This window comes from Pseudomonas sp. TH39(2020), assembly GCF_016650715.1.
Lineage (GTDB): Bacteria > Pseudomonadota > Gammaproteobacteria > Pseudomonadales > Pseudomonadaceae > Aquipseudomonas > Aquipseudomonas mandelii_C.
Window position 1 is genome coordinate 2,466,779 of the sequence record NZ_JAEKFF010000006.1, and the last position, 22,564, is coordinate 2,489,342.

At 59.7% G+C, this 22,564-nt stretch carries 21 protein-coding genes; 6 read left to right on the plus strand and 15 right to left on the minus strand.

Features of this window, described 5'->3' with window-relative positions; all coding sequences use genetic code 11:
• Nucleotides 1-28 precede the first annotated feature (28 nt).
• On the plus strand, nucleotides 29-1,084 hold the full coding sequence (locus JFU47_RS18995) for a haloacid dehalogenase-like hydrolase (protein ID WP_201184871.1): 1,056 nt from the start codon (nucleotides 29-31) through the stop codon (nucleotides 1,082-1,084).
• A gap of 198 nt (nucleotides 1,085-1,282) precedes the next feature.
• Here the strand turns inward: JFU47_RS18995 and ilvD are convergent, their stop codons facing one another.
• From ilvD to JFU47_RS19020, 5 genes are all read right to left on the minus strand, one after another.
• A complete protein-coding gene (ilvD, locus tag JFU47_RS19000; protein ID WP_201184873.1) occupies nucleotides 1,283-3,124 on the minus strand; it encodes a dihydroxy-acid dehydratase in 1,842 nt (613 codons plus the stop codon).
• A gap of 258 nt (nucleotides 3,125-3,382) precedes the next feature.
• Nucleotides 3,383-4,588, minus strand: coding sequence for a multidrug effflux MFS transporter (locus tag JFU47_RS19005; RefSeq protein ID WP_201184875.1), 1,206 nt, complete (start codon nucleotides 4,586-4,588; stop codon nucleotides 3,383-3,385).
• The gene (locus JFU47_RS19010) at nucleotides 4,581-5,558 is read right to left on the minus strand and encodes a diiron oxygenase (protein WP_201184877.1); all 978 of its coding nucleotides are present in this window, start codon (nucleotides 5,556-5,558) and stop codon (nucleotides 4,581-4,583) included. Before JFU47_RS19010 ends, JFU47_RS19005 begins: the two co-directional genes overlap by 8 nt.
• Nucleotides 5,555-6,634 carry a SagB family peptide dehydrogenase gene (locus JFU47_RS19015; protein ID WP_201184880.1) on the minus strand — a complete coding sequence of 360 codons (1,080 nt, stop codon included), beginning with the start codon at nucleotides 6,632-6,634 and terminating at the stop codon, nucleotides 5,555-5,557. Before JFU47_RS19015 ends, JFU47_RS19010 begins: the two co-directional genes overlap by 4 nt.
• A 424-nt stretch (nucleotides 6,635-7,058) precedes the next feature.
• Nucleotides 7,059-8,255, minus strand: a complete 1,197-nt coding sequence (locus JFU47_RS19020) for a class I SAM-dependent rRNA methyltransferase (protein ID WP_033060516.1) — start codon at nucleotides 8,253-8,255, stop codon at nucleotides 7,059-7,061.
• A gap of 233 nt (nucleotides 8,256-8,488) precedes the next feature.
• On the opposite strand from JFU47_RS19020, the gene JFU47_RS19025 reads away from it, so the two are divergent.
• Genes JFU47_RS19025 through JFU47_RS19035 form a run of 3 tightly spaced genes read left to right on the plus strand, consistent with a single transcriptional unit; the run spans nucleotide 8,489 to nucleotide 10,522 of the window.
• On the plus strand, nucleotides 8,489-9,304 hold the full coding sequence (locus JFU47_RS19025) for an HDOD domain-containing protein (RefSeq protein WP_201185274.1): 816 nt from the start codon (nucleotides 8,489-8,491) through the stop codon (nucleotides 9,302-9,304).
• Nucleotides 9,305-9,332: 28 nt separating this feature from the next.
• A complete protein-coding gene (gene mutM, locus JFU47_RS19030) occupies nucleotides 9,333-10,145 on the plus strand; it encodes a bifunctional DNA-formamidopyrimidine glycosylase/DNA-(apurinic or apyrimidinic site) lyase (RefSeq protein ID WP_033060513.1) in 813 nt (270 codons plus the stop codon).
• A 53-nt stretch (nucleotides 10,146-10,198) separates the two neighbouring features.
• Nucleotides 10,199-10,522, plus strand: a complete 324-nt coding sequence (locus JFU47_RS19035) for a multidrug transporter (protein ID WP_140894920.1) — start codon at nucleotides 10,199-10,201, stop codon at nucleotides 10,520-10,522.
• A gap of 132 nt (nucleotides 10,523-10,654) precedes the next feature.
• Here the strand turns inward: JFU47_RS19035 and JFU47_RS19040 are convergent, their stop codons facing one another.
• The 5 genes from JFU47_RS19040 to JFU47_RS19060 form a co-directional block, all read right to left on the minus strand.
• Nucleotides 10,655-10,906, minus strand: a complete 252-nt coding sequence (locus JFU47_RS19040; RefSeq protein WP_008150569.1) for a YfhL family 4Fe-4S dicluster ferredoxin — start codon at nucleotides 10,904-10,906, stop codon at nucleotides 10,655-10,657.
• 102 nt (nucleotides 10,907-11,008) lie between these two features.
• Nucleotides 11,009-11,488 (minus strand): pantetheine-phosphate adenylyltransferase, encoded by a 480-nt coding sequence (gene coaD, locus JFU47_RS19045; RefSeq protein WP_123368514.1) that lies wholly within the window; start codon nucleotides 11,486-11,488, stop codon nucleotides 11,009-11,011.
• A 115-nt stretch (nucleotides 11,489-11,603) separates the two neighbouring features.
• A complete protein-coding gene (locus JFU47_RS19050; protein WP_201184881.1) occupies nucleotides 11,604-13,199 on the minus strand; it encodes a GMC family oxidoreductase in 1,596 nt (531 codons plus the stop codon).
• A 130-nt stretch (nucleotides 13,200-13,329) separates the two neighbouring features.
• A complete protein-coding gene (locus JFU47_RS19055) occupies nucleotides 13,330-13,875 on the minus strand; it encodes a twin-arginine translocation pathway signal protein (RefSeq protein ID WP_201184883.1) in 546 nt (181 codons plus the stop codon).
• Between the two features lie 25 nt (nucleotides 13,876-13,900).
• Nucleotides 13,901-15,331 (minus strand): coniferyl aldehyde dehydrogenase, encoded by a 1,431-nt coding sequence (locus tag JFU47_RS19060; protein WP_140675098.1) that lies wholly within the window; start codon nucleotides 15,329-15,331, stop codon nucleotides 13,901-13,903.
• 146 nt (nucleotides 15,332-15,477) lie between these two features.
• On the opposite strand from JFU47_RS19060, the gene JFU47_RS19065 reads away from it, so the two are divergent.
• Nucleotides 15,478-16,149 carry a TetR/AcrR family transcriptional regulator gene (locus JFU47_RS19065; RefSeq protein WP_123368510.1) on the plus strand — a complete coding sequence of 224 codons (672 nt, stop codon included), beginning with the start codon at nucleotides 15,478-15,480 and terminating at the stop codon, nucleotides 16,147-16,149.
• A 44-nt stretch (nucleotides 16,150-16,193) separates the two neighbouring features.
• Nucleotides 16,194-17,048 carry a sulfurtransferase gene (locus JFU47_RS19070; RefSeq protein WP_140675095.1) on the plus strand — a complete coding sequence of 285 codons (855 nt, stop codon included), beginning with the start codon at nucleotides 16,194-16,196 and terminating at the stop codon, nucleotides 17,046-17,048.
• A 126-nt stretch (nucleotides 17,049-17,174) separates the two neighbouring features.
• Here the strand turns inward: JFU47_RS19070 and JFU47_RS19075 are convergent, their stop codons facing one another.
• From JFU47_RS19075 to JFU47_RS19095, 5 genes are all read right to left on the minus strand, one after another.
• Complete coding sequence (locus JFU47_RS19075; protein WP_201184885.1) at nucleotides 17,175-18,005, minus strand: AraC family transcriptional regulator; 831 nt, start codon at nucleotides 18,003-18,005, stop codon at nucleotides 17,175-17,177.
• A 4-nt stretch (nucleotides 18,006-18,009) separates the two neighbouring features.
• Nucleotides 18,010-19,008: a hydrolase gene (locus tag JFU47_RS19080; RefSeq protein ID WP_201184887.1), complete on the minus strand. Its 999-nt coding sequence runs from the start codon at nucleotides 19,006-19,008 to the stop codon at nucleotides 18,010-18,012.
• A gap of 63 nt (nucleotides 19,009-19,071) precedes the next feature.
• The gene (gene rsmD / locus JFU47_RS19085) at nucleotides 19,072-19,683 is read right to left on the minus strand and encodes a 16S rRNA (guanine(966)-N(2))-methyltransferase RsmD (protein ID WP_201184889.1); all 612 of its coding nucleotides are present in this window, start codon (nucleotides 19,681-19,683) and stop codon (nucleotides 19,072-19,074) included.
• Nucleotides 19,683-21,173 carry a M16 family metallopeptidase gene (locus tag JFU47_RS19090; RefSeq protein ID WP_201184891.1) on the minus strand — a complete coding sequence of 497 codons (1,491 nt, stop codon included), beginning with the start codon at nucleotides 21,171-21,173 and terminating at the stop codon, nucleotides 19,683-19,685. The genes rsmD and JFU47_RS19090 overlap by 1 nt, the downstream gene beginning before the upstream one ends.
• Nucleotides 21,166-22,521 carry a M16 family metallopeptidase gene (locus tag JFU47_RS19095; protein WP_140675083.1) on the minus strand — a complete coding sequence of 452 codons (1,356 nt, stop codon included), beginning with the start codon at nucleotides 22,519-22,521 and terminating at the stop codon, nucleotides 21,166-21,168. The genes JFU47_RS19090 and JFU47_RS19095 overlap by 8 nt, the downstream gene beginning before the upstream one ends.
• Nucleotides 22,522-22,564: the final 43 nt, after the last annotated feature.

Sequence of the window (22,564 nt, forward strand, 5' to 3'; positions counted from 1 at the left end):
AGGGTCTTTTAATAAGGGAAGCATGCCGATGAAGCTCGCACCGAAATTTCTGGTCGCCGCACTCTGCCTGGGCCTGGCCGGCCAGGTATTCGCCACGGATTTGAAGCATTGGCCAGCCGATCAGGCCAAGGCGCTGGACGCAATGATTGCCGCCAACGCCAACAAAGGTAACTACGCGGTGTTCGACATGGACAACACCAGTTACCGCTACGACCTCGAAGAGTCGTTGCTGCCGTTCATGGAGAACAAGGGCCTGATCACCCGCGAGAAGCTCGACCCCTCCCTGAAGCTGATGCCGTTCAAGGACACTGCCGACCACAAGGAAAGCCTGTTCAGCTACTACTATCGACTCTGCGAAGTCGACGACATGGTTTGCTACCCATGGGTCGCTCAAGTGTTTTCCGGCTTCACCCTCCAGGAACTCAAAGGCTATGTCGATGAGTTGATGGCGTCCGGTAAACCGGTGCCGGCGACGTATTACGAAGGCGACGCGGTCAAGAACCTCGACGTCAATCCGCCAAAAATCTTCACCGGCCAAAAAGAGCTCTACAACAAGCTGATGGAGAACGGCATCGAGGTCTACGTGATGACCGCCGCCTCCGAAGAACTGGTGCGCATGGTCGCTGCCGATCCGAAGTACGGCTACAACGTCAAACCGCAGAACGTAATCGGCGTGACCACGCTGCTCAAGGACCGCAAGACCGGCGAGCTGACCACGGCGCGCAAGCAGATCACCGCGGGCAAGTACGACGAGAAGGCTAACCTTGGCCTCGAACTGACCCCGTACCTGTGGACCCCGGCGACCTGGATGGCCGGCAAGCACGCAGCGATCCTGACCTACATCGATGAGTGGAAAAAACCGGTACTGGTGGGCGGCGATACTCCGACCAGCGACGGTTACATGCTGTTCCACGATGTCGACGTGGCCAAGGGTGGCATCCACCTGTGGGTCAACCGCAAAGACAAATACATGACCCAGATTAACGGCATGATGGCCAAGCACGCCGCAGCTCAGGCCAAGGAAGGGTTGCAGGTCACGGCGGACAAGAACTGGGTGATCGTCAAGCCTGAAGAGATTCAGTAACCGAGACCAGGCTTGCCCTCACAGCTGACATTTAACAAATGTGGGAGCGGGCTTGCTCGCGAAGGCGGTGGGTCAGTCGACATCAATGTCGGATGTGACGGACCTTTCGCGAGCAAGCCCGCTCCCACATTTGACCGAGGTCGCCGCAAAAAAATACCCCGCACTTGGCGGGGTATTTTTTTGTTCGACGATTAAGCCTTACAGCCCGTCGAGCATCGCTTTGTTACGCACGGCACCCTTATCGGCGCTGGTTGCCAACAGGGCATAGGCCTTCAGTGCGGTGGTCACCTTGCGTGGACGTTTTTCCACAGGCTTCCAGCCTTTCTGATCCTGCTCTGCACGACGGCCGGCCATTTCTTCGTCGCTGATCAACAAGTTGATCGAGCGGTTCGGAATGTCGATCAGCACTTTGTCGCCATCCTGCACCAGACCAATCGCACCACCCGCCGCCGCTTCTGGCGAAGCGTGGCCGATGGACAAGCCCGAGGTGCCGCCGGAGAAGCGACCATCGGTGAGCAGGGCACAGGCTTTGCCCAGGCCTTTGGATTTCAGGTAAGACGTCGGGTACAGCATTTCCTGCATGCCCGGGCCACCTTTCGGGCCTTCGTAACGGATGATCACGATGTCGCCGGCCTTCACTTCGTCAGCGAGGATGCCGCGTACGGCGCTGTCCTGGCTTTCGAAGATCTTCGCGTTGCCTTCGAAGACATGAATCGACTCGTCGACGCCGGCGGTTTTCACCACGCAGCCGTCCAGCGCGATGTTGCCGTACAGAACGGCCAGGCCGCCTTCTTTCGAGTAAGCGTGTTCAACACTGCGGATGCAGCCGTTTTCACGGTCGTCGTCCAGGGTTTCCCAACGGGTCGACTGGCTGAACGCGGTTTGCGTCGGGATGCCCGCAGGACCGGCCTTGAAGAAGTGATGCACCGCTTCGTCGGTGGTCTGGGTGATGTCCCACTTGGCGATGCCTTCGGCCAGGGTTTTGCTGTGCACGGTCGGCAGGTCGGTGTGCAGCAGACCTCCACGGGACAGCGAGCCGAGGATGCTGAAGATCCCGCCGGCACGGTGCACGTCTTCCATGTGGTACTTCTGGATGTTCGGCGCGACTTTGCACAGTTGCGGCACGTGGCGGGACAGACGATCGATGTCCTTCAGGTCGAAGTCGATCTCGGCTTCCTGGGCCGCGGCCAGCAAGTGCAGGATGGTGTTGGTGGAGCCGCCCATCGCGATGTCCAGCGTCATGGCGTTTTCGAACGCCTTGAAGTTGGCGATGTTGCGCGGCAATACCGACTCGTCGTTCTCGCCGTAGTAACGCTTGCACAGCTCGACGATGGTGCGGCCGGCCTGCAGGAACAGCTGTTCGCGGTCGCTGTGGGTGGCCAGGGTCGAACCGTTGCCCGGCAATGCCAGGCCGAGGGCTTCGACCAGGCAGTTCATCGAGTTGGCGGTGAACATGCCGGAGCACGAACCGCAGGTCGGGCAGGCGCTACGCTCGTACTCAGCGACTTTCTCGTCAGAAGCGCTGGAGTCGGCGGCGATCACCATGGCATCGACGAGGTCGAGACCGTGGCTGGCCAGTTTGGTCTTGCCGGCTTCCATCGGGCCGCCGGAGACGAAGATCACCGGGATGTTCAGGCGCAAGGCGGCCATCAACATGCCAGGGGTGATCTTGTCGCAGTTGGAGATGCAGACGATGGCGTCGGCGCAGTGGGCGTTGACCATGTATTCGACGGAGTCGGCGATGATCTCGCGGCTCGGCAGCGAATACAGCATGCCGTCGTGGCCCATGGCGATGCCGTCATCCACGGCGATGGTGTTGAATTCTTTGGCTACACCGCCGGCGCGTTCGATTTCGCGGGCGACCAGTTGGCCCAGGTCCTTGAGGTGGACGTGGCCCGGTACGAACTGGGTGAAGGAGTTGGCAATGGCGATGATCGGCTTTTTGAAGTCGTCATCTTTCATCCCCGTAGCGCGCCACAGTGCGCGGGCGCCGGCCATGTTGCGGCCGTGGGTGGATGTTTTCGAGCGGTAATCAGGCATGAAGCACTCCGGGCGGCTAATCAGGTATCAAAAGGGAAGTGAGCTTCTATTGACGTCTGGAACACTCAGAAATGGCCGGGTGTCCGGAAGTTGCCGATAACTTTGCGGGATCGCCGCGCGCTTCAGCTTGAGCTCATAAACCCGCCGGGGGATGACTGGCGATGAATGTCGCGATTCTACACGGCTGGCGTCAGGAGGGAATGCCGGAAAAGGGGGATCCAGCGCTGACGGGGTGTGTGGGATGACGGCCGGCAGCTATCACCCGCTATTCAGTGTCAACTGCCGACGTGTGATCAGTGTGTTGAGGGAAACGCCGACAGTGCTCAGGACGAGGAAACTCAGCGCCAGAGTCGTTTGCAGGTGAGTTGCGCTCAGGGTGATCAGGGCGCTGATGAGCCCGCCAAAGATGAAGACCAGCGTGTTCCCGGCCGACGCCGAGGTGCCGGCCATGTCCGGGAACATTTCCATGGCTTTGGAGGTGGCAACAGGGCGAGCGATGGTCGTGCCGGCGGTGCAAATGATCATCGGGATCAGCACCGTCAGGGTAGAAAGCCCCAGCAGGTTTGAGAGTAGGAGCATCACCAGCCCCGAAACAAAGATCAGGCCCAGGCCGACGACGATCTGTGTATTGGACGCGATTCGTCCATCGAGGACTCGAGCGACAATGCCGCCGATGATGTAGGCCGCGCCATACAGCAGCAGTGTCAGGGAAAACTCGTAGGCCGACAGTTGTAGCTGCTCCATGAAGATCAGGGGCGAGATGACAATGAAGGAAAAGTGGCAGGTGAAGGCGATGGCGGCGATCAGCCAATAGCCGAGGAAACCCGCATCGCGACAGACGCGCCGGTAGGACTGAAGAATGCTTCGGCGCGGGGTTGTGGCGGTGTGCCGGTTTTCAAGAAAGAAGCACGCCTTAAGGAACACGGCGGCGGCGAGGGCAATAAAGACAATGAAGCTTGCGGGCCAGTCCAGTGCCTGTTGCAACAGGGTGCCAGCCAGTGGCGAGACGGAAATGAAGATCCCGCTGGCGGTGACCATCAGAATCCGCAGTTGATCCCGCTCCTTGCCGTCGAATAGGTCCTGGACCAGCGCCTGCGAGAGCACGAAGCAACCGCAGCCGATGGCCTGCACCACCCGGAACATCAGGAACCAGGCGTAGTCGGTGGACAGCACGCATCCAGTCGCACCGACAATCGAGACCGCCATTCCCGCCAGCAGCAGACTTTTGCGCCCGATGACATCCGAGAGTGGCCCGACCAGTAGTTGGGAAAGTGCGATCCCGATGGCAAACAGGCTGATGGAAAATGCGATGTCACCTGGCGTGGTCCGGAAGTGTTCGGCCAGCGCCGGGAACGATGGCAGCAGGACATCCAGAGGAAAGACTCCGAGCATCACCATGGTCATTAACAGGGTGATCGCAGAGCGGCGGTGTTTGACGCTGACCGCAGATTTTCCTTCATCCATCGACAAGTCCTGCCTGTGCGAAGAGCTGCTGGTTAAAAGGCAGGTCGAAAAAACCTGCCTTTTCCATTGCCTGTAGCGTCGCGCCTGCACCTGATCGGGCGCGCTGAAGGCAGGCTTGCGGGCCGGTCAGGGCACTGAGGATTTCTGCGACGCAATTCTCCCTGAGGCCCACGCTGTTCAGGCTTTCCTTCAGCCATCGCTCATCGGCCTCAAAGAACATCAGGATGATGTCCACCAGCAGCTTCGCGGCGAACGTGCGTTGGCTGCTGTTCAGGGTCAGCCACAGATAATGGAACACCTCGCAAAAATAACGACTGTGTCGGGCCTCGTCGGTGAGGTGGTCCCTGAGCATTTCCTGGACGCTGGACACCAGCTCGTTGCGACAAACCTCGAGCAGTTCCCTGGCGATGATGGTCTCGGACACGAAACCGACGAGAAACCAGGCCAGCGCCTTATGCCTGTCAGGTGCGTGGTCAAGCAGGGTGTTCAGTCGGGTAATGCGGTGCGGCATCACCGGGCGTTGGGTCATGCCATAGAGGTCGGCTATCTGCTCGGCGAGACTATTGGAGAACAGCGCGTGATAACCCTCATCGGTATAAAGCTGGAGGGCGGCTGTTTTCATCCGTCGGGGGATGGACACGCCGAGCTCATCGTGGACGATGGTTTCCACGGAGCGGTTGACGATTCGATGTTCGAGCCGGGTGGTGTAGTCGAGGAAATACACCAGATGGTTGGCCGATAAACGATGGGTGATCGCGCTGCCGGCTGCTTCGATCACCGGGTGATTCAGGTAGGGCAGGAAGGCGGGCGGGAACCAGTGTCGTGTTTCCAGTTGCCGTTCCAGATCTGATGGCAATTGATAGGTGTGCTCGCTGGTTCGTACCGAGGCGCGGGCATTCCAGTCGCCGAGTGTGAAGCGCTGTGCCCAGGCGTCGGGCAGTGACAGCTCGCCTGTGCGGGGCTCGGTCATTGTTGTGAACCTCGGTTGCGCAGCAGCGCTTTCAATTCCTTGCACATCACTTGTCCGTCACTCTGGCCGCAGCCCACAAAAAACAACGCTTGTTCGGCGCTGTCCTCGATCCCCAGCAACGTTTCGACCTGATCGTCCGCCAGCGCACCGGTCAGCCAGGTGCTTAACCCAAGTGCGGTGGCCACCAGTTGAAAGGTCTGGGAAATATGACCTGCCTCGACGTAAGCCATTCGGTAGGCCCGCGAGTGTTCATATTTCCACCACAGTTTGTCGAAGCGAGCGGTGATGAACAGGCCGACTGGCAGGTTGTTGATGAAATGCTGCCCACACAACAACTGGCCCAAGGGCGACTCAGGCACCGGATTGACGAAGCTCAACGCATGTTCGTCGGGGTGGTAGGCGTAGAGCCCGGGATTCAGGCCTCTGACGTTTTGAACATGAAGAAAACCTTCGCAGGCATTCAGCCCGCCACCGGATGGACTGCTACGCCGGGCGCCGAGACCTTCAGCGATGGTTTCGTCGATGTCGTTATCGCGCTCACGCAGATAGCCAAGGGACAAATACAAAAGTGTGCCCACATCGGCGAGAGAAACCCTTTCACCCGTGAAGGAGCGACAGGTCTTTCGGTCGATCAAGGTCTTTGCAAGTGCGCTCTGCGGCAGACAGGGAGGTTGGGGCAGGGCAATCCGCTCGCTTGTCGGGCGTTCTGTGAGTCTGACCTCCGGGGCAGGAGTGGCCAGTACTTCGGCGCAATGGTCCAGATAGTTTCTCGACCATTCATTAATATCCAGGGGGACATATTTACAAGGAATGTTCTTGGTGCCGATATGAAATATCTTCGACAGTTCATCCCAGCCCCATTCAAGGGAGTCTTGTATTGAAGGTGTGAGTATTCCCGCGTTCAGGAGTTGCGTGTCTATTATGTTGTTGTCATCAAACGTTTCAGGGTTGTCAATAAGGTGTGCGAGGCGGGTTGAGTATTCAAGATTCAATTCGAACTGTTTGTGGTTCTTGTAATCCCAGACTATTTGGTCGGGCGTGCGAGGCAGTATGAATATATAAGGGTTAATCTGCATGATTGGCGACTCACTCTGGTCTTTGCCATAGAAAACGCTGGGTAGCCGGCACTCCCCAGCGTTTCATTTACTTAGCGGGCTTTTGGAGCAACCAGAAAAGCCAGGTTGGCGATTTTGTTGGTTTCCAGAGTAATTGCTTTCATGTTTTGAACTCCTTGTAATTGATAGTGAGTGTCACTCCTTTGTGACGACTTAATCATAGTTTGTAATGAGTTCTTATCAAGGGGAGATTGGGTAGGAATGTTCCAGTAATTTTGTCGGATTGATCTGCGGGCTGGATGAATCTTGTAAGTTCTGTCCGTTAAAATAAAAGACAAAGCGAAACGTCCTGCAAGTCATTAAGACCGCTGGTGTAGGAAGTTGGAGAGTTCAATAACAGATAACAGAACGGGGAGCCGGCTGGCTCCCCGTCAAACCGGCGAAATCAGCTGTTTGGCAGCAGGCGGCAGGTGATGCTCTTGATGTAGCGGGTTTCGGCGATGGCCGGGTGAACCGGGTGATCTGGGCCCTGACCGCCACGCTCCAGCATCTGGATGTTGCGGTCCAGGTGACGGGCGCTGGTGAGCAGGATGTTCTGCAGATCGTCCTCGGGCAGGTGCATCGAGCACGAAGCGCTGACCAGGATGCCGTCCTTGCTGAGCAGGCGCATGGCTTGCTCGTTCAGGCGACGGTAGGCACCTTCACCGTTCTTCATGTCTTTTTTGCGTTTGATGAACGCCGGAGGATCGGCAACGATCACGTCGAAACGCTCTTCGCTGGCTTTCAGCTCTTTCAGGGCTTCGAACACGTCACCTTCAATGCAGGTCATCTTGTCGGCGAAACCGTTCAGCGCAGCGTTGCGCTCGACGCCGTCGAGGGCGAAGGCCGATGCGTCGACGCAGAACACTTCACTGGCGCCGAACGCAGCCGCTTGCACGCCCCAGCCACCAATGTAGCTATACAGGTCCAGCACGCGTTTGCCTTTGGCGTAAGGTGCCAGACGCGCGCGGTTCATGCGGTGGTCGTAGAACCAGCCGGTTTTTTGTCCCTGGATGACGGGCGCTTCGAATTTCACGCCGTTTTCTTCCAGGGCAACCCACTCCGGCACCAGGCCGAACACGGTTTCGACGTAGCGGTTGAGGCCTTCGGCATCACGGGCAGCGGAGTCGTTCTTGAACAGGATGCCGCTAGGCTTGATCACTTGGGTCAGCGCTGCGATCACGTCTTCTTTATGGGCTTCCATGGTTGCCGAAGCGATCTGTACCACCAGGATGTCGCCGAAACGGTCGACTACCAGACCTGGCAGCAGGTCGGAATCGCCGTAGACCAGGCGATAGAACGGCTTGTCGAACAGGCGATCACGCAGGGACAGCGCGACGTTCAGGCGATGCACCAGCAACGACTTGTCCAGCGGCAACTTGATGTCGCGCGACAAGAGGCGGGCGCAGATCAGGTTGTTCGGGCTCATGGCAACGATGCCCAGCGGCTTGCCGCTGGCTGCTTCGAGGATCGCCTGGTCGCCGGCCTTGAAACCGTGCAAAGGAGTAGCGGCTACATCGATTTCGTTGCTGTAGACCCACAAGTGGCCGTTTCGCAGGCGACGGTCGGCGTTGGCTTTGAGGCGCAGGCTAGGCAGGGACATGACGTCGCTCCGGAAAAAAGAGCGGGAGTATAGCGTGTTGTGCACGGCCACGGTTTGGCGGATGGACATGCGGTGAGGAAGGTCCGAGCTTTGATGAAACTTCAGTCGATGCACCGGCCAAGGTGTCGGATCCAACTTTATAAGGGTTAGAATCGCCGCCTGTCCCAGAGTGTGTACTTATGTCCCCAGAGCTGACTTCCGAACAGATTCAACAGTCCCTGCAAGGCATCAGCGTGCCGGCCCAGCCGCAAATCATGGTGGATTTGCAGATGGAACAGTACATGCCCGATCCGGATCTGGAGGTGATCGCGAAGCTGATCTCCCAGGACCCGGGCCTCTCTGGCGCCTTGTTGAAAATCGTCAACTCGCCGTATTACGGCTTGAGCAACAAGATCGCCTCGATTCAGCGCGCGGTGAATCTGCTGGGCAGCCGCTCGATCATCAACCTGATCAACGCGCAGTCGATCAAGGGCGAGATGAACGACGACACCATCGTTACCTTGAATCGTTTCTGGGATACCGCTCAGGACGTGGCGATGACCTGCCTGACCCTGGCCAAGCGCATCGGCGCCCAGGCCGGCGATGAAGCGTACGCCCTGGGTCTGTTCCATGACTGCGGTGTGCCGCTGATGCTCCAGCGCTTCCCCAACTACATGACCGTTCTGGAAGAGGCTTACGCCAGCGCCAGCGCCGAATGTCGGGTGGTGGACACTGAGAATCGGGTGTTCAATACCAATCATGCGGTGGTGGGTTATTACACCGCCAAATCCTGGCGCCTGCCGGAGCATGTGACCGCCGCCATCGCCAATCACCACAATGCGTTGGCGATCTTCAGCGATGAGTCGTCGCGCAACAGTCAGCTGAAAAACCTGCTGGCGATCCTGAAAATGGCCGAGCACATTTGTGCGTCCTTCCGGGTGCTGGGCAACCAGCGTGATGACCACGAGTGGGACAGCATCGCACCGCTGGTTCTCGATTACGTCGGCCTCTCGGACTACGACTTTGAGACACTTAAACAAACGATTCGCGACCTTGGCGCTCACCGCTGAGCGTTGCACCGCCTGATTCGAGAGCACCATGCCGGAACTGCCTGAAGTCGAAACCACTCGCCGCGGAATTGCGCCACACCTGGAAGGCCAGCGCGTCAGCCGGGTGATCGTGCGTGAGCGGCGCTTGCGCTGGCCAATTCCCGAAGACCTGGATGTGCGGCTGTCTGGCCAGCGCATCGTGTTGGTGGAGCGACGCGCGAAGTACCTGCTGATTAATGCCGAAGTCGGCACGCTGATCAGCCATTTGGGGATGTCGGGAAATCTGCGTCTGGTGGAAATCGGCACGCCGGTGGCCAAGCATGAGCATGTGGACATCGAACTGGAATCCGGCCTGGCCTTGCGTTACACCGACCCGCGCCGGTTTGGCGCGATGCTCTGGAGTCTCGATCCACTCAACCATGAGTTGTTGATTCGCCTGGGGCCGGAGCCGTTGACCGACCTGTTCGACGGTGAGCGCTTGTTCCAGCAGTCCCGCGGGCGATCCATGGCGGTCAAACCGTTCATCATGGACAACGCGGTGGTGGTCGGCGTGGGCAATATCTACGCAACCGAAGCGTTGTTCGCCGCCGGTATCGACCCGCGTCGCGAGGCCAAAAGCATCTCTCGGGCGCGTTATCTGAAACTGGCGATCGAGATCAAGCGCATCCTGGCGGCCGCTATCGAGCGCGGCGGCACCACACTGCGCGACTTTATCGGCGGTGACGGTCAGCCGGGTTATTTCCAGCAGGAACTGTTCGTGTACGGCCGGGGCGGTGCGCCCTGCAAGGTCTGTGGCACGGAGCTGCGGGAAGTGAAGCTCGGGCAGCGCGCCAGCGTCTTTTGCCCGCGTTGTCAGAGCTGAAACGCCCAGGGTCTATAGTCAGTGTTCTGACTGCCTAGCCCAAGGACCGTGCCATGAACCTGTTTCGAACCGTTGTCGTCGTTTTGCTGCTGAGCGTCGGTGTGCCAGCGCTGGCAGCAAACACGGGTAGCGGCGACCCGCGTTACACCATCCAGAACCCCCCGGCGTACGCCATGCTCGGCGATTTGCTGATTGCCCGACCCTTGCTGGTCGTGGCGACGGTGATTGGTGCCGGAGCGTTTGTGGTGTCGTTGCCGTTTACCGTGCTGGGCGGCGGCGTCGGCGATGCGGGACAGGCGTTGGTGGTCGACCCGGCGAAAGCGGCGTTCGTGCGGTGTCTGGGGTGTGTCGGAGAGGGGTTTGAACAGCGGGAGTGAAAGTCAGTTACATCTTTGGTGTGGCTGATGGCCTCATCGCGAGCAGGCTCGCTCCCACAGTAGACCGCGATTAACTGTGGGAGCGAGCCTGCTCGCGATGAGGCCGGCACAGCCGCTACAAAACTATCTGAATCAAGCCTTGCCGGTAAGCTTCCGGTACTTCTCCATCAACTGCTCTTCAGTCTCCGGATGCGCCTCGTCCAGCGGAATGCAATCCACCGGGCACACCTGTTGGCACTGAGGTTCGTCGTAGTGGCCGACGCACTGTGTGCACAGGTTCGGGTCGATCACGTAGATCTCTTCGCCCTGGGAGATGGCGGCGTTCGGACACTCGGGTTCGCAGACGTCGCAGTTGATGCAATCGTCGGTGATAATCAGGGACATGCTAACTCCAGCCAGGGCGGAAGGCCCGGGCGCAATAAACCAATGCGCACAATTGTGCCGCATTGGCGCCCGCAGTGCACGCGGGCGCCGCTTGAGCGGTTGTTACTTCTTGAAGCGCTCGTTCAGGGCGTCCGCCACCACAGGGTGGACGAACTTGGTGATATCACCGCCCAGGGCTGCGATTTCACGGACCAGCGTCGAGGAAATGTACGAATAACGTTCGGACGGGGTAAGAAACAGACTTTCCACATCCGGCGCCAGCTGACGGTTCATGTTGGCCAGCTGGAATTCGTATTCGAAGTCCGATACCGCGCGCAAACCACGCAGGAACACGTTGGCGTTCTTCTCTTTGGCGAAATGCGCCAGCAACGTCGAGAAGCCGACGACTTCAACGTTGGGCAGATGTTTAGTGACCTCGCGGGCCAGCGCCACACGCTGTTCCAGGGGAAACAACGGGTTTTTCTTCGGGCTGGCGGCGACGGCGATGATCACATGATCGAACAGGCGCGCGGCGCGTTCGACCAGATCGCCATGGCCCTTGGTAATAGGGTCGAAGGTACCTGGGTACAACACTCGGTTCATCGCGTCGTCCTGGCGGGAGTCCGTTGGGGAGTCGGATGGTATCGCAGCCTTCCCGGTCGGCCAAGTCGCCTTTTGGGTAAGAAAGCGCTATAGACGATTGGAATATTCTCCCTTTTCATGGGTTTTTCAAACGTTCGGCCAAAGAAGTTGCCAACTGCGCCGTCAGTCCGTAGACCGACAATTGCGGGTTTGCGCCAATGCTGGTGGGGAACAGCGAGCCGTCATGAATCGACAGATTGCCTAACTGATGATGCCGGCCGAGGCTGTCGGTCACGGCGTTTTTCGGGTCTTCACCCATGGCACAACCGCCCATCACATGGGCACTGCCCAGGCGTGTCCGATACAGCTCAAGGTTCAGTCCGTCGATAAGCGTGCGCGCTTCGGCGAGGGTTTTCACGTAGCGAGCGTCAGCGTGCATCGGCATCACCGCATGGGCACCGCCCGCGAACTGGATCTCGGCCATGCTGTGGAACGCCCGACGCAATCCGTCCCAGGCATAGGGTGAAACCTGATAGTCGAGCACCGGCGTGCCGTCACCGCGCAACTCGACGCTGCCGCCGGGGCTGTCCGGGTGAAAACCATCCCGCAGCAACGCCAGCATGGCGTGGGTGTGGGGCAGGTTTTCCATGTGCTGGGCGTTTTCCTTGCCGAAACCGCCGAGCAGGGTCGTGGCCAGTGCCGGGTGCAGCGGCGGCACTTCGAGTTTGTAAGACATTTTTCCGGTGGTGCCGTCCTGCCATTGAAAATGGTCGGAATAGATCGACTGTGGCGCGCCATAAAACGGGTTGATCACCTCGTCGAACAGCCCGGCCGACATGTTCACCAGGTGTAAAAAAGTCCGTTTACCCAGCCGTTTGTGCGGATCGGGCGCCTCGGAGCGCAGAAGCAACGCCGGGCTATTGATCCCGCCACCGGCCAGCACGTAATGCCGCGCCTTGACTGTGATCGTGTGTCCGGTAGGTGAGACGCAGCGGTCGTCCATCGCTACGCAATGCAAGCCCGTGACCTTGTCGCCGCTGATCAAGAGCTTTTCGGCGCGAGCCAGATAGAGCAACTCTCCACCTTTTTCCAGGGTCGCCGGGATGGTCGTGACCAGCATCGATTGCTTGGCGTTGGTCGGGCAACCCATGCCGCAGTAGCCAAGGTTCCAGCAACCACGCACATTGCGCGGGATCACATGCCAGGCGTAACCGAGTTTTTCGCAGCCTTTGCGGATCACGTCGTTGTTGGCGTTGGGCGGGATCATCCAGGGGGCGACGCCCAGGCGTTGCTCCATTGTCTCGAACCATGGCGCCATCTCGGCCGGCGTGTGGCCTTTGACGTCGTGTTCCTTGGCCCAGTGGTCGAGGGTCGGGGCCGGCGTGCGAAAACTTGAGGTCCAGTTGATCAGTGTGGTGCCGCCCACCGCCCGGCCCTGAAGGATGGTGATCGCGCCGTCCTTGCTCATGCGGCCGATACCTTCCTGGTAGAGGCTGGTGTAGGCCTGGTCTTCGAGCATCTTGAAATCGCTGCTGGTCTTGAGCGGGCCTTCTTCGATCAGCAATACCTTGTAGCCCGCGGCGCTGAGGATTTCGGCGGTGGTGCCACCGCCAGCGCCGCTGCCGATAATCGCCACGTCCGCTTCGAGGGTCAGGTCCTGGGTCAGTTGTGAGCCGTTGTAGGTTTTCCAGCCACGGGCCAGGCCTTCGCGGAACGGATCGGGTACGGGCATCGTTGGTCTCTCTTTTTATTTTTGGAAGCTGTTGTGAGACGGCTGGCGCCTTCGCGAGCAGGCTCGCTCCCACATTGGATCGCGTACCCCCTGTGGGAGCGAGCCTGCTCGCGAAAGGGTCGACTCGGTCTTAAACCGTAGGCGGTCCGGGATACCCGCAATGCGCCCACGACTCCGACCGGCTGTACCAAGCCATCATCACCAGTTGCAGCAATGAGCTGTGGCCCATGCGTAGCAGACTTAACGAGCTGTTTTCCCAGCGATCCAGAAAGTGCCGGATCTCCTCGCTGCTGGCGTTTTCCCAACTGCCCCAGATCCCGGTCAGTGGGCCGCGGGTGATGCTCATTCCCAGCACGTCGAATAACTGCCGGGTCAGCTTGAGCATTTCCGGCGAGAGATGATTCAAACCGTTATCCAGGCAGTGCAGGGTTTCACCGACGGCCGTCGGCATTTTTTCGACGGACACAGCACCGTCGAGCATCACCGGAATCAGAGCCCGCAGAAACAGCAAGTCACCGCTGCGCAGAATCGCGAAACCGCTCGCCGGTACGCTCGATGAGCAGCCACTGAGGCTTGCGCCCAAACCGGCGGTGACGAGAAAAGCGCTGGCACCCAGGCTGAATTTAAGCAATCCGCGCCGTGACAACGCGGGTGTATCGGACAGGCTTGGGCTCATTCTTGTTATTACCCAGTGGTGATCGTTAGCGGATAAACAGCTTCTGAATCAGCTTCTGAATGGATTTTCCGTACGGCGGGTAGATCAATTTCGCCGCATTGAACCGCTGTTTGATCAGCACACCTTTGGCTTTGCTGAAGGTCAGGAAACCTTCGTGGCCGTGATAATGGCCCATGCCCGAGGCGCCGATACCGCCAAATGGCATGTCGTCCTGAGCGACGTGCAGCAGGGTGTCGTTCAGGCACACACCGCCGGAATGGGTTTCGTGAAGTACGCGGTGTTGCTCACGCTTGTCGTAGCCGAAGTAATACAGGGCCAGCGGACGGGGTCGTTCATTGATATAGGCAAAGGCCTGATCCAGATCCTTGTACGGAACGATCGGCAACAGCGGGCCGAAGATTTCGTCCTGCATCACCATCATGTCGTTGCTGACGTTGAGCAGCAGGCTGTGGCTCATGCGGCGCCCCTGGCCTTTGTCGAACAGCGGAATCAGCAGCGCGCCCTTGCTGGTGGCGTCGCTGATGTAGCCGTTGAGGCGCGCCAATTGCCGGTCATTGATGATCGCGGTGTAGTCCGGGTTGTCGGTCAATGTCGGATAAAACCCGCGAACCGCCTGACGATAGGCTTCGACGAAAGCTCCGACGCGATCTTCCGGCACCAGGACATAGTCCGGGGCCACGCAAGTCTGCCCGGCGTTGAGCGTCTTGCCGAAGGCGATGCGTTCGGCAGCATCCTTGAGCGGCACGTCGCGAGAGACGATGGCCGGGGATTTGCCGCCGAGTTCGAGGGTCACCGGGGTCAGGTTCTCGGCCGCCGCACGCATCACGTGTTTGCCGATGCTGGTGGCGCCGGTGAACAGCAGGTGATCGAAACGCAATCTGGAGAACGCTACACCGATATCGGCTTCGCCCAGTACCACGCAGACCAGGTCTTGCGGGAAGATTCGGCCCAGCAGTTCCTTGAGCAACACACCGGTGGCGGGGGTCGATTCGCTGAGCTTGAGCATCACCCGATTGCCTGCCGACAACGCGCCTACCAATGGCCCGATGGCCAGATACAGCGGGTAGTTCCACGGCACGATCACCCCGACCACACCCAAAGGTTGATAAACGACTTTGGCCGCCGCAGGTTGAAAGGCAATCCCGACCTTGCGCTTCGACGCCTTCATCCAGCCTTTGAGGTGCTGACTGGCGTAGTGAATGCCGTGCAGGCTGGGCATCAGTTCGGCAAGCAGGGTTTCATCGGCGCTGCGGTGGCTGAAATCCTGGCTGATGGCATCGATCAGTGCCTGACGCTCATTGCTCAACAGATCGCGCAGGGCTTTTAGCCATTGCTGGCGCTGGGCGGCGGGCGGCATCGGATTGGCGGCATACGCCGCGCGTTGGGCGTCGAACAGGGTCTGGAGCTCTTCCAGGGGCTGCTGCAGGTTCTGCAGGTAGGCGATGTCAGCAGTCATGGTCGGCTCCGGATTTATTGTAATGAGGGACTTTTTAGAGTCTATGCTCTATAAAGTCAAATGACATCCTGGCGCAGCTTTGTTTTATCCACTCGCGGATAGGTCGTAAGATGCCCGTCAACGCACTTTGAATTAAAGCCCAAGCCATGGCCCCTCGGATCAAAACCAGCGAGCGCATCGTGCAGAACAGCCTGGAGCTGTTCAATCAGCAGGGTGAGCGCAGCATCAGCACCAACCACATTGCTGCCCATATGGAAATTTCCCCGGGCAACCTCTACTACCACTTCCCCAACAAGCAGGCGATCATCGCCGTGCTGTTCAGTGAGTACGAAAGCCTGGTGGACAGCTTCCTGCGCCCGCCCCAGGGTCGTGCCGCCACGGTCGAAGACAAGCGCTTCTACCTTCAGGAACTGCTGGCCGCCATGTGGCGCTACCGGTTTTTGCACCGCGATCTGGAGCACCTGCTCGACAGTGATCCGGAGCTGGCCGCCCGCTATCGGCGCTTTTCCCAGCGCTGTCTGATCTATGGCACGCACATCTACGCGGGCTTCGTTGAGGCCGGCATCCTGCAGATGGACAAGGTTCAGATCGAATCCCTGACGCTCAACGCCTGGATCATCCTGACGTCCTGGGTGCGTTTTCTCTGCACCACCCGTGAAAATTCCAATCACCTGAGCGAACAGGCCATCAAACGTGGGGTGTATCAGGTGCTGGTGCTGGAGGCCGGTTTTGTCACGGATCAGTCCCGCGATGCGGTGAATGCGCTGTTCGAGGAGTTTTACGTGCCGCTGGCCCAAGCGCTTGAAGAAGTGGGATAGAAAGTGCAGTAGGATCAAACATTGCCCAATCACAGGAGCCCGTTATGCCCATTGCGCAACTGATCAGCCCGCAAGCGTTGGACCTGAAAAAGGAGCAGCCGGGGCTGGTGATTCTGGATTGTCGTTTTGCCCTCGAAGACCCGGACTACGGTCAGCGCAGCTATGCCGAAGGGCATATCGCCGGGTCGAGCTTTGCCGATCTTGAGCGTGATTTGAGCGGGACAGTGGTCAAGGGTGTGACCGGGCGCCATCCGTTGCCTGAACCTGAAGACTTGATCGAACGTCTGCAAGCCTGGGGCGTCAACGCCGACAGCGACGTGATTTTGTACGACGACGGTCCGGGTGCCTACGCGGCGCGGGCCTGGTGGTTGCTGACCTGGCTGGGCAAACGTGACGGCGTGTTCATTCTGGATGGCGGGCTCAAGGCCTGGCACGCGGCCGGTTTGCCCCTGAGTCTTGATGCGCCGCAGATTGAACGTGGCACCTTCACGGGGACGCCTGACAACGCGCTGATCTTGAGCGCCGAACAGCTCCAGCGACGTCTCGGCCAGCCCGCGCTGACCTTGCTCGATGCCCGCGGATTACCGCGTTTCAAGGGCGAAGTAGAGCCGATCGACCCGATTGCCGGGCACATCCCCGGCGCGCAATGTGCAGCGTTCACCGACAACCTGGGCAGCGACGGGCGTTTTCTGCCGGCCGATCAGCTCAAACAGCGTTTTGCCGAGAAGCTCGGTGATCGTTCGCCGACCGATCTGGTGGCGTACTGCGGTTCTGGCGTGACGGCCTGTCACAACCTGTTCGCGCTGTGCCTGGCCGGTTATCCGTTGGGTTCGTTGTATGCCGGTTCATGGAGCGAGTGGATCAACGATCCTGCGCACGGCATCGCCATCGGCGAATAAACGCTTAACCCATGTGGGAGCGAGCCTGCTCGCGAAAGCGGAGTGTCAGTCAGCATTGATGTCTACTGGCCCACCGCCTTCGCGAGCAGGCTCGCTCCCACAGGGGGTAATTGATGCGTTGAGATATCACCGTAGGCGGGAACTTCGATATGCCCCCGGCCCAACCCCGTAAACCTGCTTGAACTGCCGACTCAGATGACTCTGATCAGCAAACCCCAACTGCGTCGCCACTTCCAGCGGCAAACAACCGTTCTGTAACAACGCCCGCGCCCGAGCGATGCGCTGCTGCATCAGCCAGGTATGCGGCGGCATGCCCGTGGCGCGGCGGAACACCCGGGCGAAGTGGAAGGGCGAAAGGTTGACCGCCGCTGCCAGTTCTTCCAGCGAGGGCGGCGTCGCCAACTGTGCATGCAACAGATCCTTGGCCAGCGTCACCGCCCGATGTTCCTTGCCCGGCTTGCCGGCAATCGGCACGGCCGCGTGCCGTTGCAGCAGCGACAGCATCATTTCCCGCCAGACCGTTTGTTGTTGCAAGGCAGTGGACGGACTTTCCAGTAAACGATGCAGTTGGCAGAAACCCTTCACCAGATCCGGATCGCGATACAGCGTCGCGCCGAACGCCGGCAAGTTGTTGGTCGGCAGTTCCAGCTCCGCCAACAGCGACAGAATCTGACTGCTGTCCGGATAGAACGCCCGATACAACCAACCATCCTCCGTGCCTTTATGGCCAGTGTGCAGTTCGTCCGGATTGATCAGCACCAGCGTGCCGCTACCGGCCAGGTGTTCGGCACCGCGATAGCGATAGCGTTGGGCGCCGGCCATGATCATGCCGATCACATAACCGTCATGCACATGGGGAGCGAAACGGTGTTCGATGTAGCGCGCGGACAATAACTCGACGCCGGCCAGTGGCGCTGTTTGCCAGAATCGGATCGACTCGCCCTGATCGACGTCCATGGCCTTACTGGCGACCCACGGCGGTCAGCCACTGCGGGATGCGGCGTTCCAGGTAGTAACCCGGTTGCCTGAACGAGCCATCGACGAAGCCGACATGCCCACCCTTGGTCTGTAACTCGAATTGAGTGCAGGCAGACAATTCGTCGGCGTGCGGCAGGCTATGAGGAAAGACAAACGGGTCATCGGCCGCTTGAATGATCAGGGTTGGCGTACGAATTTCGCCAAGGAAATAGCGACTTGAGGCGCGTTGATAGTAATCCTTGGCATCAACGAACCCGTTCAGCGGCGCGGTGACCCGGCCATCGAAATCCCAGAACGTGCGCATGTTCTCCAGCGAGCCCAGCGCGGTCAATGCCGCCAGTCCTTCCTCGCGTCCGTCATGCTGGAACTGTCGTTGTTTGTTCTTGATGTAGGCCACCATCTCGCGCATGAAATGCGCCTGATAGACCTTCGAGAAACCCTGGCCGATACGGTCGGCGCATTGATCGAGCCGAAACGGCACCGACACCGCCACCGCACCGACCACGCCACTATTGCTGCCGGATTCGCCCAAGTGCTTGAGCAACACATTGCCGCCCAGGGAATAGCCAACCGCATACAACGGCGCGAGCGGTCGTTGGGCTTTCAGGTGTTTGATGGTTTCGGCCAGGTCTTCACTGATGCCGGAGTGGTAGCTGCGCGGCAACAGATTTGGCTCGCCCGAACAGCCGCGCCAGTTCAGCGCGACGCTGGCCCAGCCTTGGGCGCCCAGTGCTTTCTGCATCCCGGCCACGTAAGGCGAATTTGAAGAGCCGGTCAGGCCGTGCAACACCAGTACCAGTGGTGCATTGGCGCTGTGCGGGCCGTGCCAGTCGAGATCGAGAAAGTCACCATCCTCAAGCCACAGGCGTTCGCGTTGGCGTTCGATGTGTGTGGTTTTGCGCCACAGCGGTCCCCACAAGGTTTGCAAGTGCGGGTTGCCGAGGCCGAAGGCGGGGGTGAAGCGTTCTGACAGATGGGGCACGATGGTTCTCGATGCAGCGGTGCGAGCCTCGTTTAAGGCGCGCACCTTTTTCAGGCCGGTTGATTAACCGGCAATCTCTGCCATACGTTGCCACAACGCGTAATACACCCGCCCGGATTTCTGCTCCCGGTGCAGGCGCCAGTTGCCTGGTAAGCCAAGGCTCGATGGCGCATTCTCGCTTTCAGTGTAGATCCATGCTTCATCGGTCAGCCACTGACGCTCTTCAAGTAATGCGCAAACGCCTGGCAACAGGTTCTGGTTGAACGGCGGATCGAGGAACACCAGGTCGTAAGCAGTCGCTGTCTGGGTTTCCAGGTAGCGCAGGGCATCGGCGGTCTGAATCTGGCCGGTGGTGCAGCGCAACGTGCCCAGATGTTCCTTGATGCTGGCGACCGCGATGTTACTGGCGTCCAGCGCCTGACCCATGGCCGCGCCACGGGACAAGGCTTCGAGGAACAACGCGCCGCTGCCGGCGAACGGGTCCAGAACCTTGGCGCCAGCGACATAAGGCGCGAGCCAGTTGAACAGGGTTTCACGCACCCGGTCCGGGGTCGGGCGCAAGCCCGGGGCATCCGGGAAGCTCAGCTTCCGGCTGCCCCATTCACCGCCGATGATGCGCAGTTGGTTCACGCCGTTATGGACGTTGTGTACGGGTTTTTTAGGACGAGTGGCCATTAATGCTCCGGAACCCCGAGCGGTTGCTCGGCAGGTTTATCAGTTGGGGCCGGTAACGGCTTTTGCGGCACGGTCGGGCCAGCGCTGACGATGACCATTTTGTCCGTGCTCAAGTGTTTGTTCAGTGCGGTTTTGACTTGCTCGACTGTCAGGCTCTGGGACTCGCGCATAAAGTCATCCAGATAACTCAGCGGCAGGTTGTAGAAACCCATGGCGCCGAGTTGGCCGACGATATCGGCGTTGCTGGCGGTGGACAGTGGGAAGCTGCCGGCCAATTCACGCTTGGCGTCGTCGAGTTCTTTCTGGGTCGGGCCGGTTTTAAGGTAGTCGGCGAGCACGTCCTGCACCAGTTTCAGCGTACCTTCGCTCATCTCGGCGCGGGTTTGCAGGTTGATCATGAACGGGCCGCGCGCCTGCATCGGGGTGAAGCCCGAATAGACACCGTAAGTCAGGCCGCGCTTCTCGCGTACTTCGCTCATCAGTCGTGTACCGAAACCACCGCCACCGAGGATCTGGTTGCCCATGGACAGTGCCGCGTAGTCCGGGTCGTCACGGTCGATGCCCAATTGCGCGAGCATCAGGTTGGTCTGCTTGGACGGAAACTCAATGTGGCCGATGCTGGCTTTCGGTTCCTCCGGTTGCGGGATTTTCGCCAGCTCCGGGCCTTTTGGCAACGCGCCGGAGACTTGTGCGGCAATCGCTTCGGCCTCGGTGCGAGACAGGTCGCCCACCAGCGCAATCACCACGTTGCCAGCCGCATAGGCTTTCTCATGGAACGCCCGCAGTTGCGCCACGGTAATCGCCGGAACGGTTTTCGCCGTGCCGTCGCTGGAATGCGCGTACGGGTGATCGCCGTACAGGCGATTCATCAGCTCCAGGCTCGCCAGTTTGCCCGGGTTCTGCTTCTGGTACTCGAAACCGGCGAGCATCTGGTTCTTGATGCGCGCAAAGGAATCGGCCGGGAAGGTCGGTTTGCCGATGACTTCAGAGAACAACTTCAGGGCCGGTTCGCGTTTGTCCGCGGCACTGAGGCTGCGCAGGGAAGCCAGTGCCATGTCTTTAAATGCGCCGTTGCCAAAGTCTGCGCCCAAGCCTTCGAAGCCCTGAGCGATGGCGCCGACATCTTTGCCGGCCACCCCTTCGTTGAGCATGGCGTTGGTCAGCACGGCGAGGCCAGGTGCGTCGCCGTCCTGACTGCTGCCGGCGGCGAAGATCAGGCGCATGTCGAACATCGGCAGCTCCCGGGCTTCAACGAACAGCACCTTGGCGCCCTCGGCGGTTTTCCAGGTCTGCACGTCCAGGGTGCGGTGGCTGGGCGCTTTGCCGTCGAGTTCGGCCAGTGATTGCAGTTTCTGGCTGGTCTTGGCCTTGTCGAGGGCTTCGCTGGCCCTGGATTCGTCGGTCTTTGAGAAGTAGAACGCGGCAGACCCGATCAAGGCGACAGCGATCAGGCCAATCAGCGCCAGGCGCGGTTTTTTACGCTCACTCATGAGTCGTCTCCTCTGGCAATACATGGGCGACGCTGAGACGTTCGCGGGTGAAATACAGCTTGGCGGCTTTCTGGATGTCTTGCGGGGTCACGCTTTCCAGCTCGGCGAGTTCGGTGTCCATCAGCTTCCACGACAGGCCGACGGTTTCCAGTTGTCCAATAGCGGTGGCCTGGCTGGTGATCGAGTCACGCTCGTAAACCAGGCCGGCGATGACCTGCGCGCGGACGCGTTCCAGTTCTTCAGCGGACGGCGCGGTGGTTTTCAGCTGTTCGAGCAGCTTCCACAGGCCCGCTTCAGCCTGAGCCATGGTTTTCTTTTTCTGGGTATTGGGCGTTGCCGACAAGGTGAACAGGCTGTCGCCACGGGTATAGGCGTCGTAACTCGACGAACCGCCGGAGACCAGCTCTTCGCCGCGCTCCAGTTGTGTCGGGATACGTCCGCTGTAGCCGCCGTCGAGCAGGGCGGAAATCAGGCGCAAGGCGTTGACCGAGCGTTTGTCTTCAGCGGTGGCGATGCTTGGCACGTTGAAACCCAGCATCAGGCTTGGCAGTTGGGTCTGCACATGCAGGGTGATCTGCCGTTCGCCGGGTTCGGCCAGTTCCAGCGGGATTTTCGCCGGTGGTACATCACGTTTGGCGATCGGGCCGAAATAGCGCTGGGCCAGGGTTTTGACCTCGTCCGGGGTCACGTCGCCCACCACCACCAACGTGGCGTTGTTCGGCACGTACCAGGATTGGTACCAGTGGCGCAGCTCTTCGACTTTCATGCGGTCAAGGTCAGCCATCCAGCCGATGGTTGGCGTGTGGTAACCGCTGGCCGGGTAGGCCATGGCCTTGAAGCGTTCGTAGGCCTTGGACATCGGCTTGTCGTCGGTGCGCAGGCGACGTTCTTCTTTAATGACTTCGATCTCGCGGGCGAACTCGTCGGCCGGCAGGCGCAGGCTGGCCATGCGGTCGGCTTCCAGCTCGAAGGCCACGCCCAGACGGTCGCGGGCCAGCACCTGGTAATACGCCGTGAAGTCATCGCTGGTGAACGCGTTCTCTTCGGCGCCGAGGTCGCGCAGGATCAGCGACGCTTCGCCGGGGCCGACTTTCTCGCTGCCCTTGAACATCATGTGTTCCAGGGCGTGGGACAAACCGGTCTGACCCGGAGTCTCGTAGCTGGAGCCGACCTTGTACCAGACTTGGGAAACCACCACTGGCGCACGATGGTCTTCGCGCACGACGACCTTCAGGCCGTTATCGAGGGTGAATTCGTGAGTGGGTTGTGGATCGGCAGCCAGGGCCGAGAGGGGCAGACAAACTGTGCTGAGCAGCAGGCCTGCAGCGCGGCGGGCTAGAGCATTCATTCGTTTTTAAACCTTTGGGGCTGCCCGCTTGGTCTTAGCGTCG

Coding starts and splice junctions, on each gene's coding strand:
- JFU47_RS18995 (WP_201184871.1), top strand. CDS start 29: ATGAAGCTCGCACCGAAATTTCTGGTCGCCGCACTCTGCCTGGGCCTG.
- ilvD (WP_201184873.1), bottom strand. CDS start 3,124: ATGCCTGATTACCGCTCGAAAACATCCACCCACGGCCGCAACATGGCC.
- JFU47_RS19005 (WP_201184875.1), bottom strand. CDS start 4,588: ATGGATGAAGGAAAATCTGCGGTCAGCGTCAAACACCGCCGCTCTGCG.
- JFU47_RS19010 (WP_201184877.1), bottom strand. CDS start 5,558: ATGACCGAGCCCCGCACAGGCGAGCTGTCACTGCCCGACGCCTGGGCA.
- JFU47_RS19015 (WP_201184880.1), bottom strand. CDS start 6,634: ATGCAGATTAACCCTTATATATTCATACTGCCTCGCACGCCCGACCAA.
- JFU47_RS19020 (WP_033060516.1), bottom strand. CDS start 8,255: ATGTCCCTGCCTAGCCTGCGCCTCAAAGCCAACGCCGACCGTCGCCTG.
- mutM (WP_033060513.1), top strand. CDS start 9,333: ATGCCGGAACTGCCTGAAGTCGAAACCACTCGCCGCGGAATTGCGCCA.
- JFU47_RS19035 (WP_140894920.1), top strand. CDS start 10,199: ATGAACCTGTTTCGAACCGTTGTCGTCGTTTTGCTGCTGAGCGTCGGT.
- JFU47_RS19040 (WP_008150569.1), bottom strand. CDS start 10,906: ATGTCCCTGATTATCACCGACGATTGCATCAACTGCGACGTCTGCGAA.
- coaD (WP_123368514.1), bottom strand. CDS start 11,488: ATGAACCGAGTGTTGTACCCAGGTACCTTCGACCCTATTACCAAGGGC.
- JFU47_RS19050 (WP_201184881.1), bottom strand. CDS start 13,199: ATGCCCGTACCCGATCCGTTCCGCGAAGGCCTGGCCCGTGGCTGGAAA.
- JFU47_RS19055 (WP_201184883.1), bottom strand. CDS start 13,875: ATGAGCCCAAGCCTGTCCGATACACCCGCGTTGTCACGGCGCGGATTG.
- JFU47_RS19060 (WP_140675098.1), bottom strand. CDS start 15,331: ATGACTGCTGACATCGCCTACCTGCAGAACCTGCAGCAGCCCCTGGAA.
- JFU47_RS19065 (WP_123368510.1), top strand. CDS start 15,478: ATGGCCCCTCGGATCAAAACCAGCGAGCGCATCGTGCAGAACAGCCTG.
- JFU47_RS19070 (WP_140675095.1), top strand. CDS start 16,194: ATGCCCATTGCGCAACTGATCAGCCCGCAAGCGTTGGACCTGAAAAAG.
- JFU47_RS19075 (WP_201184885.1), bottom strand. CDS start 18,005: ATGGACGTCGATCAGGGCGAGTCGATCCGATTCTGGCAAACAGCGCCA.
- rsmD (WP_201184889.1), bottom strand. CDS start 19,683: ATGGCCACTCGTCCTAAAAAACCCGTACACAACGTCCATAACGGCGTG.
- JFU47_RS19090 (WP_201184891.1), bottom strand. CDS start 21,173: ATGAGTGAGCGTAAAAAACCGCGCCTGGCGCTGATTGGCCTGATCGCT.
- JFU47_RS19095 (WP_140675083.1), bottom strand. CDS start 22,521: ATGAATGCTCTAGCCCGCCGCGCTGCAGGCCTGCTGCTCAGCACAGTT.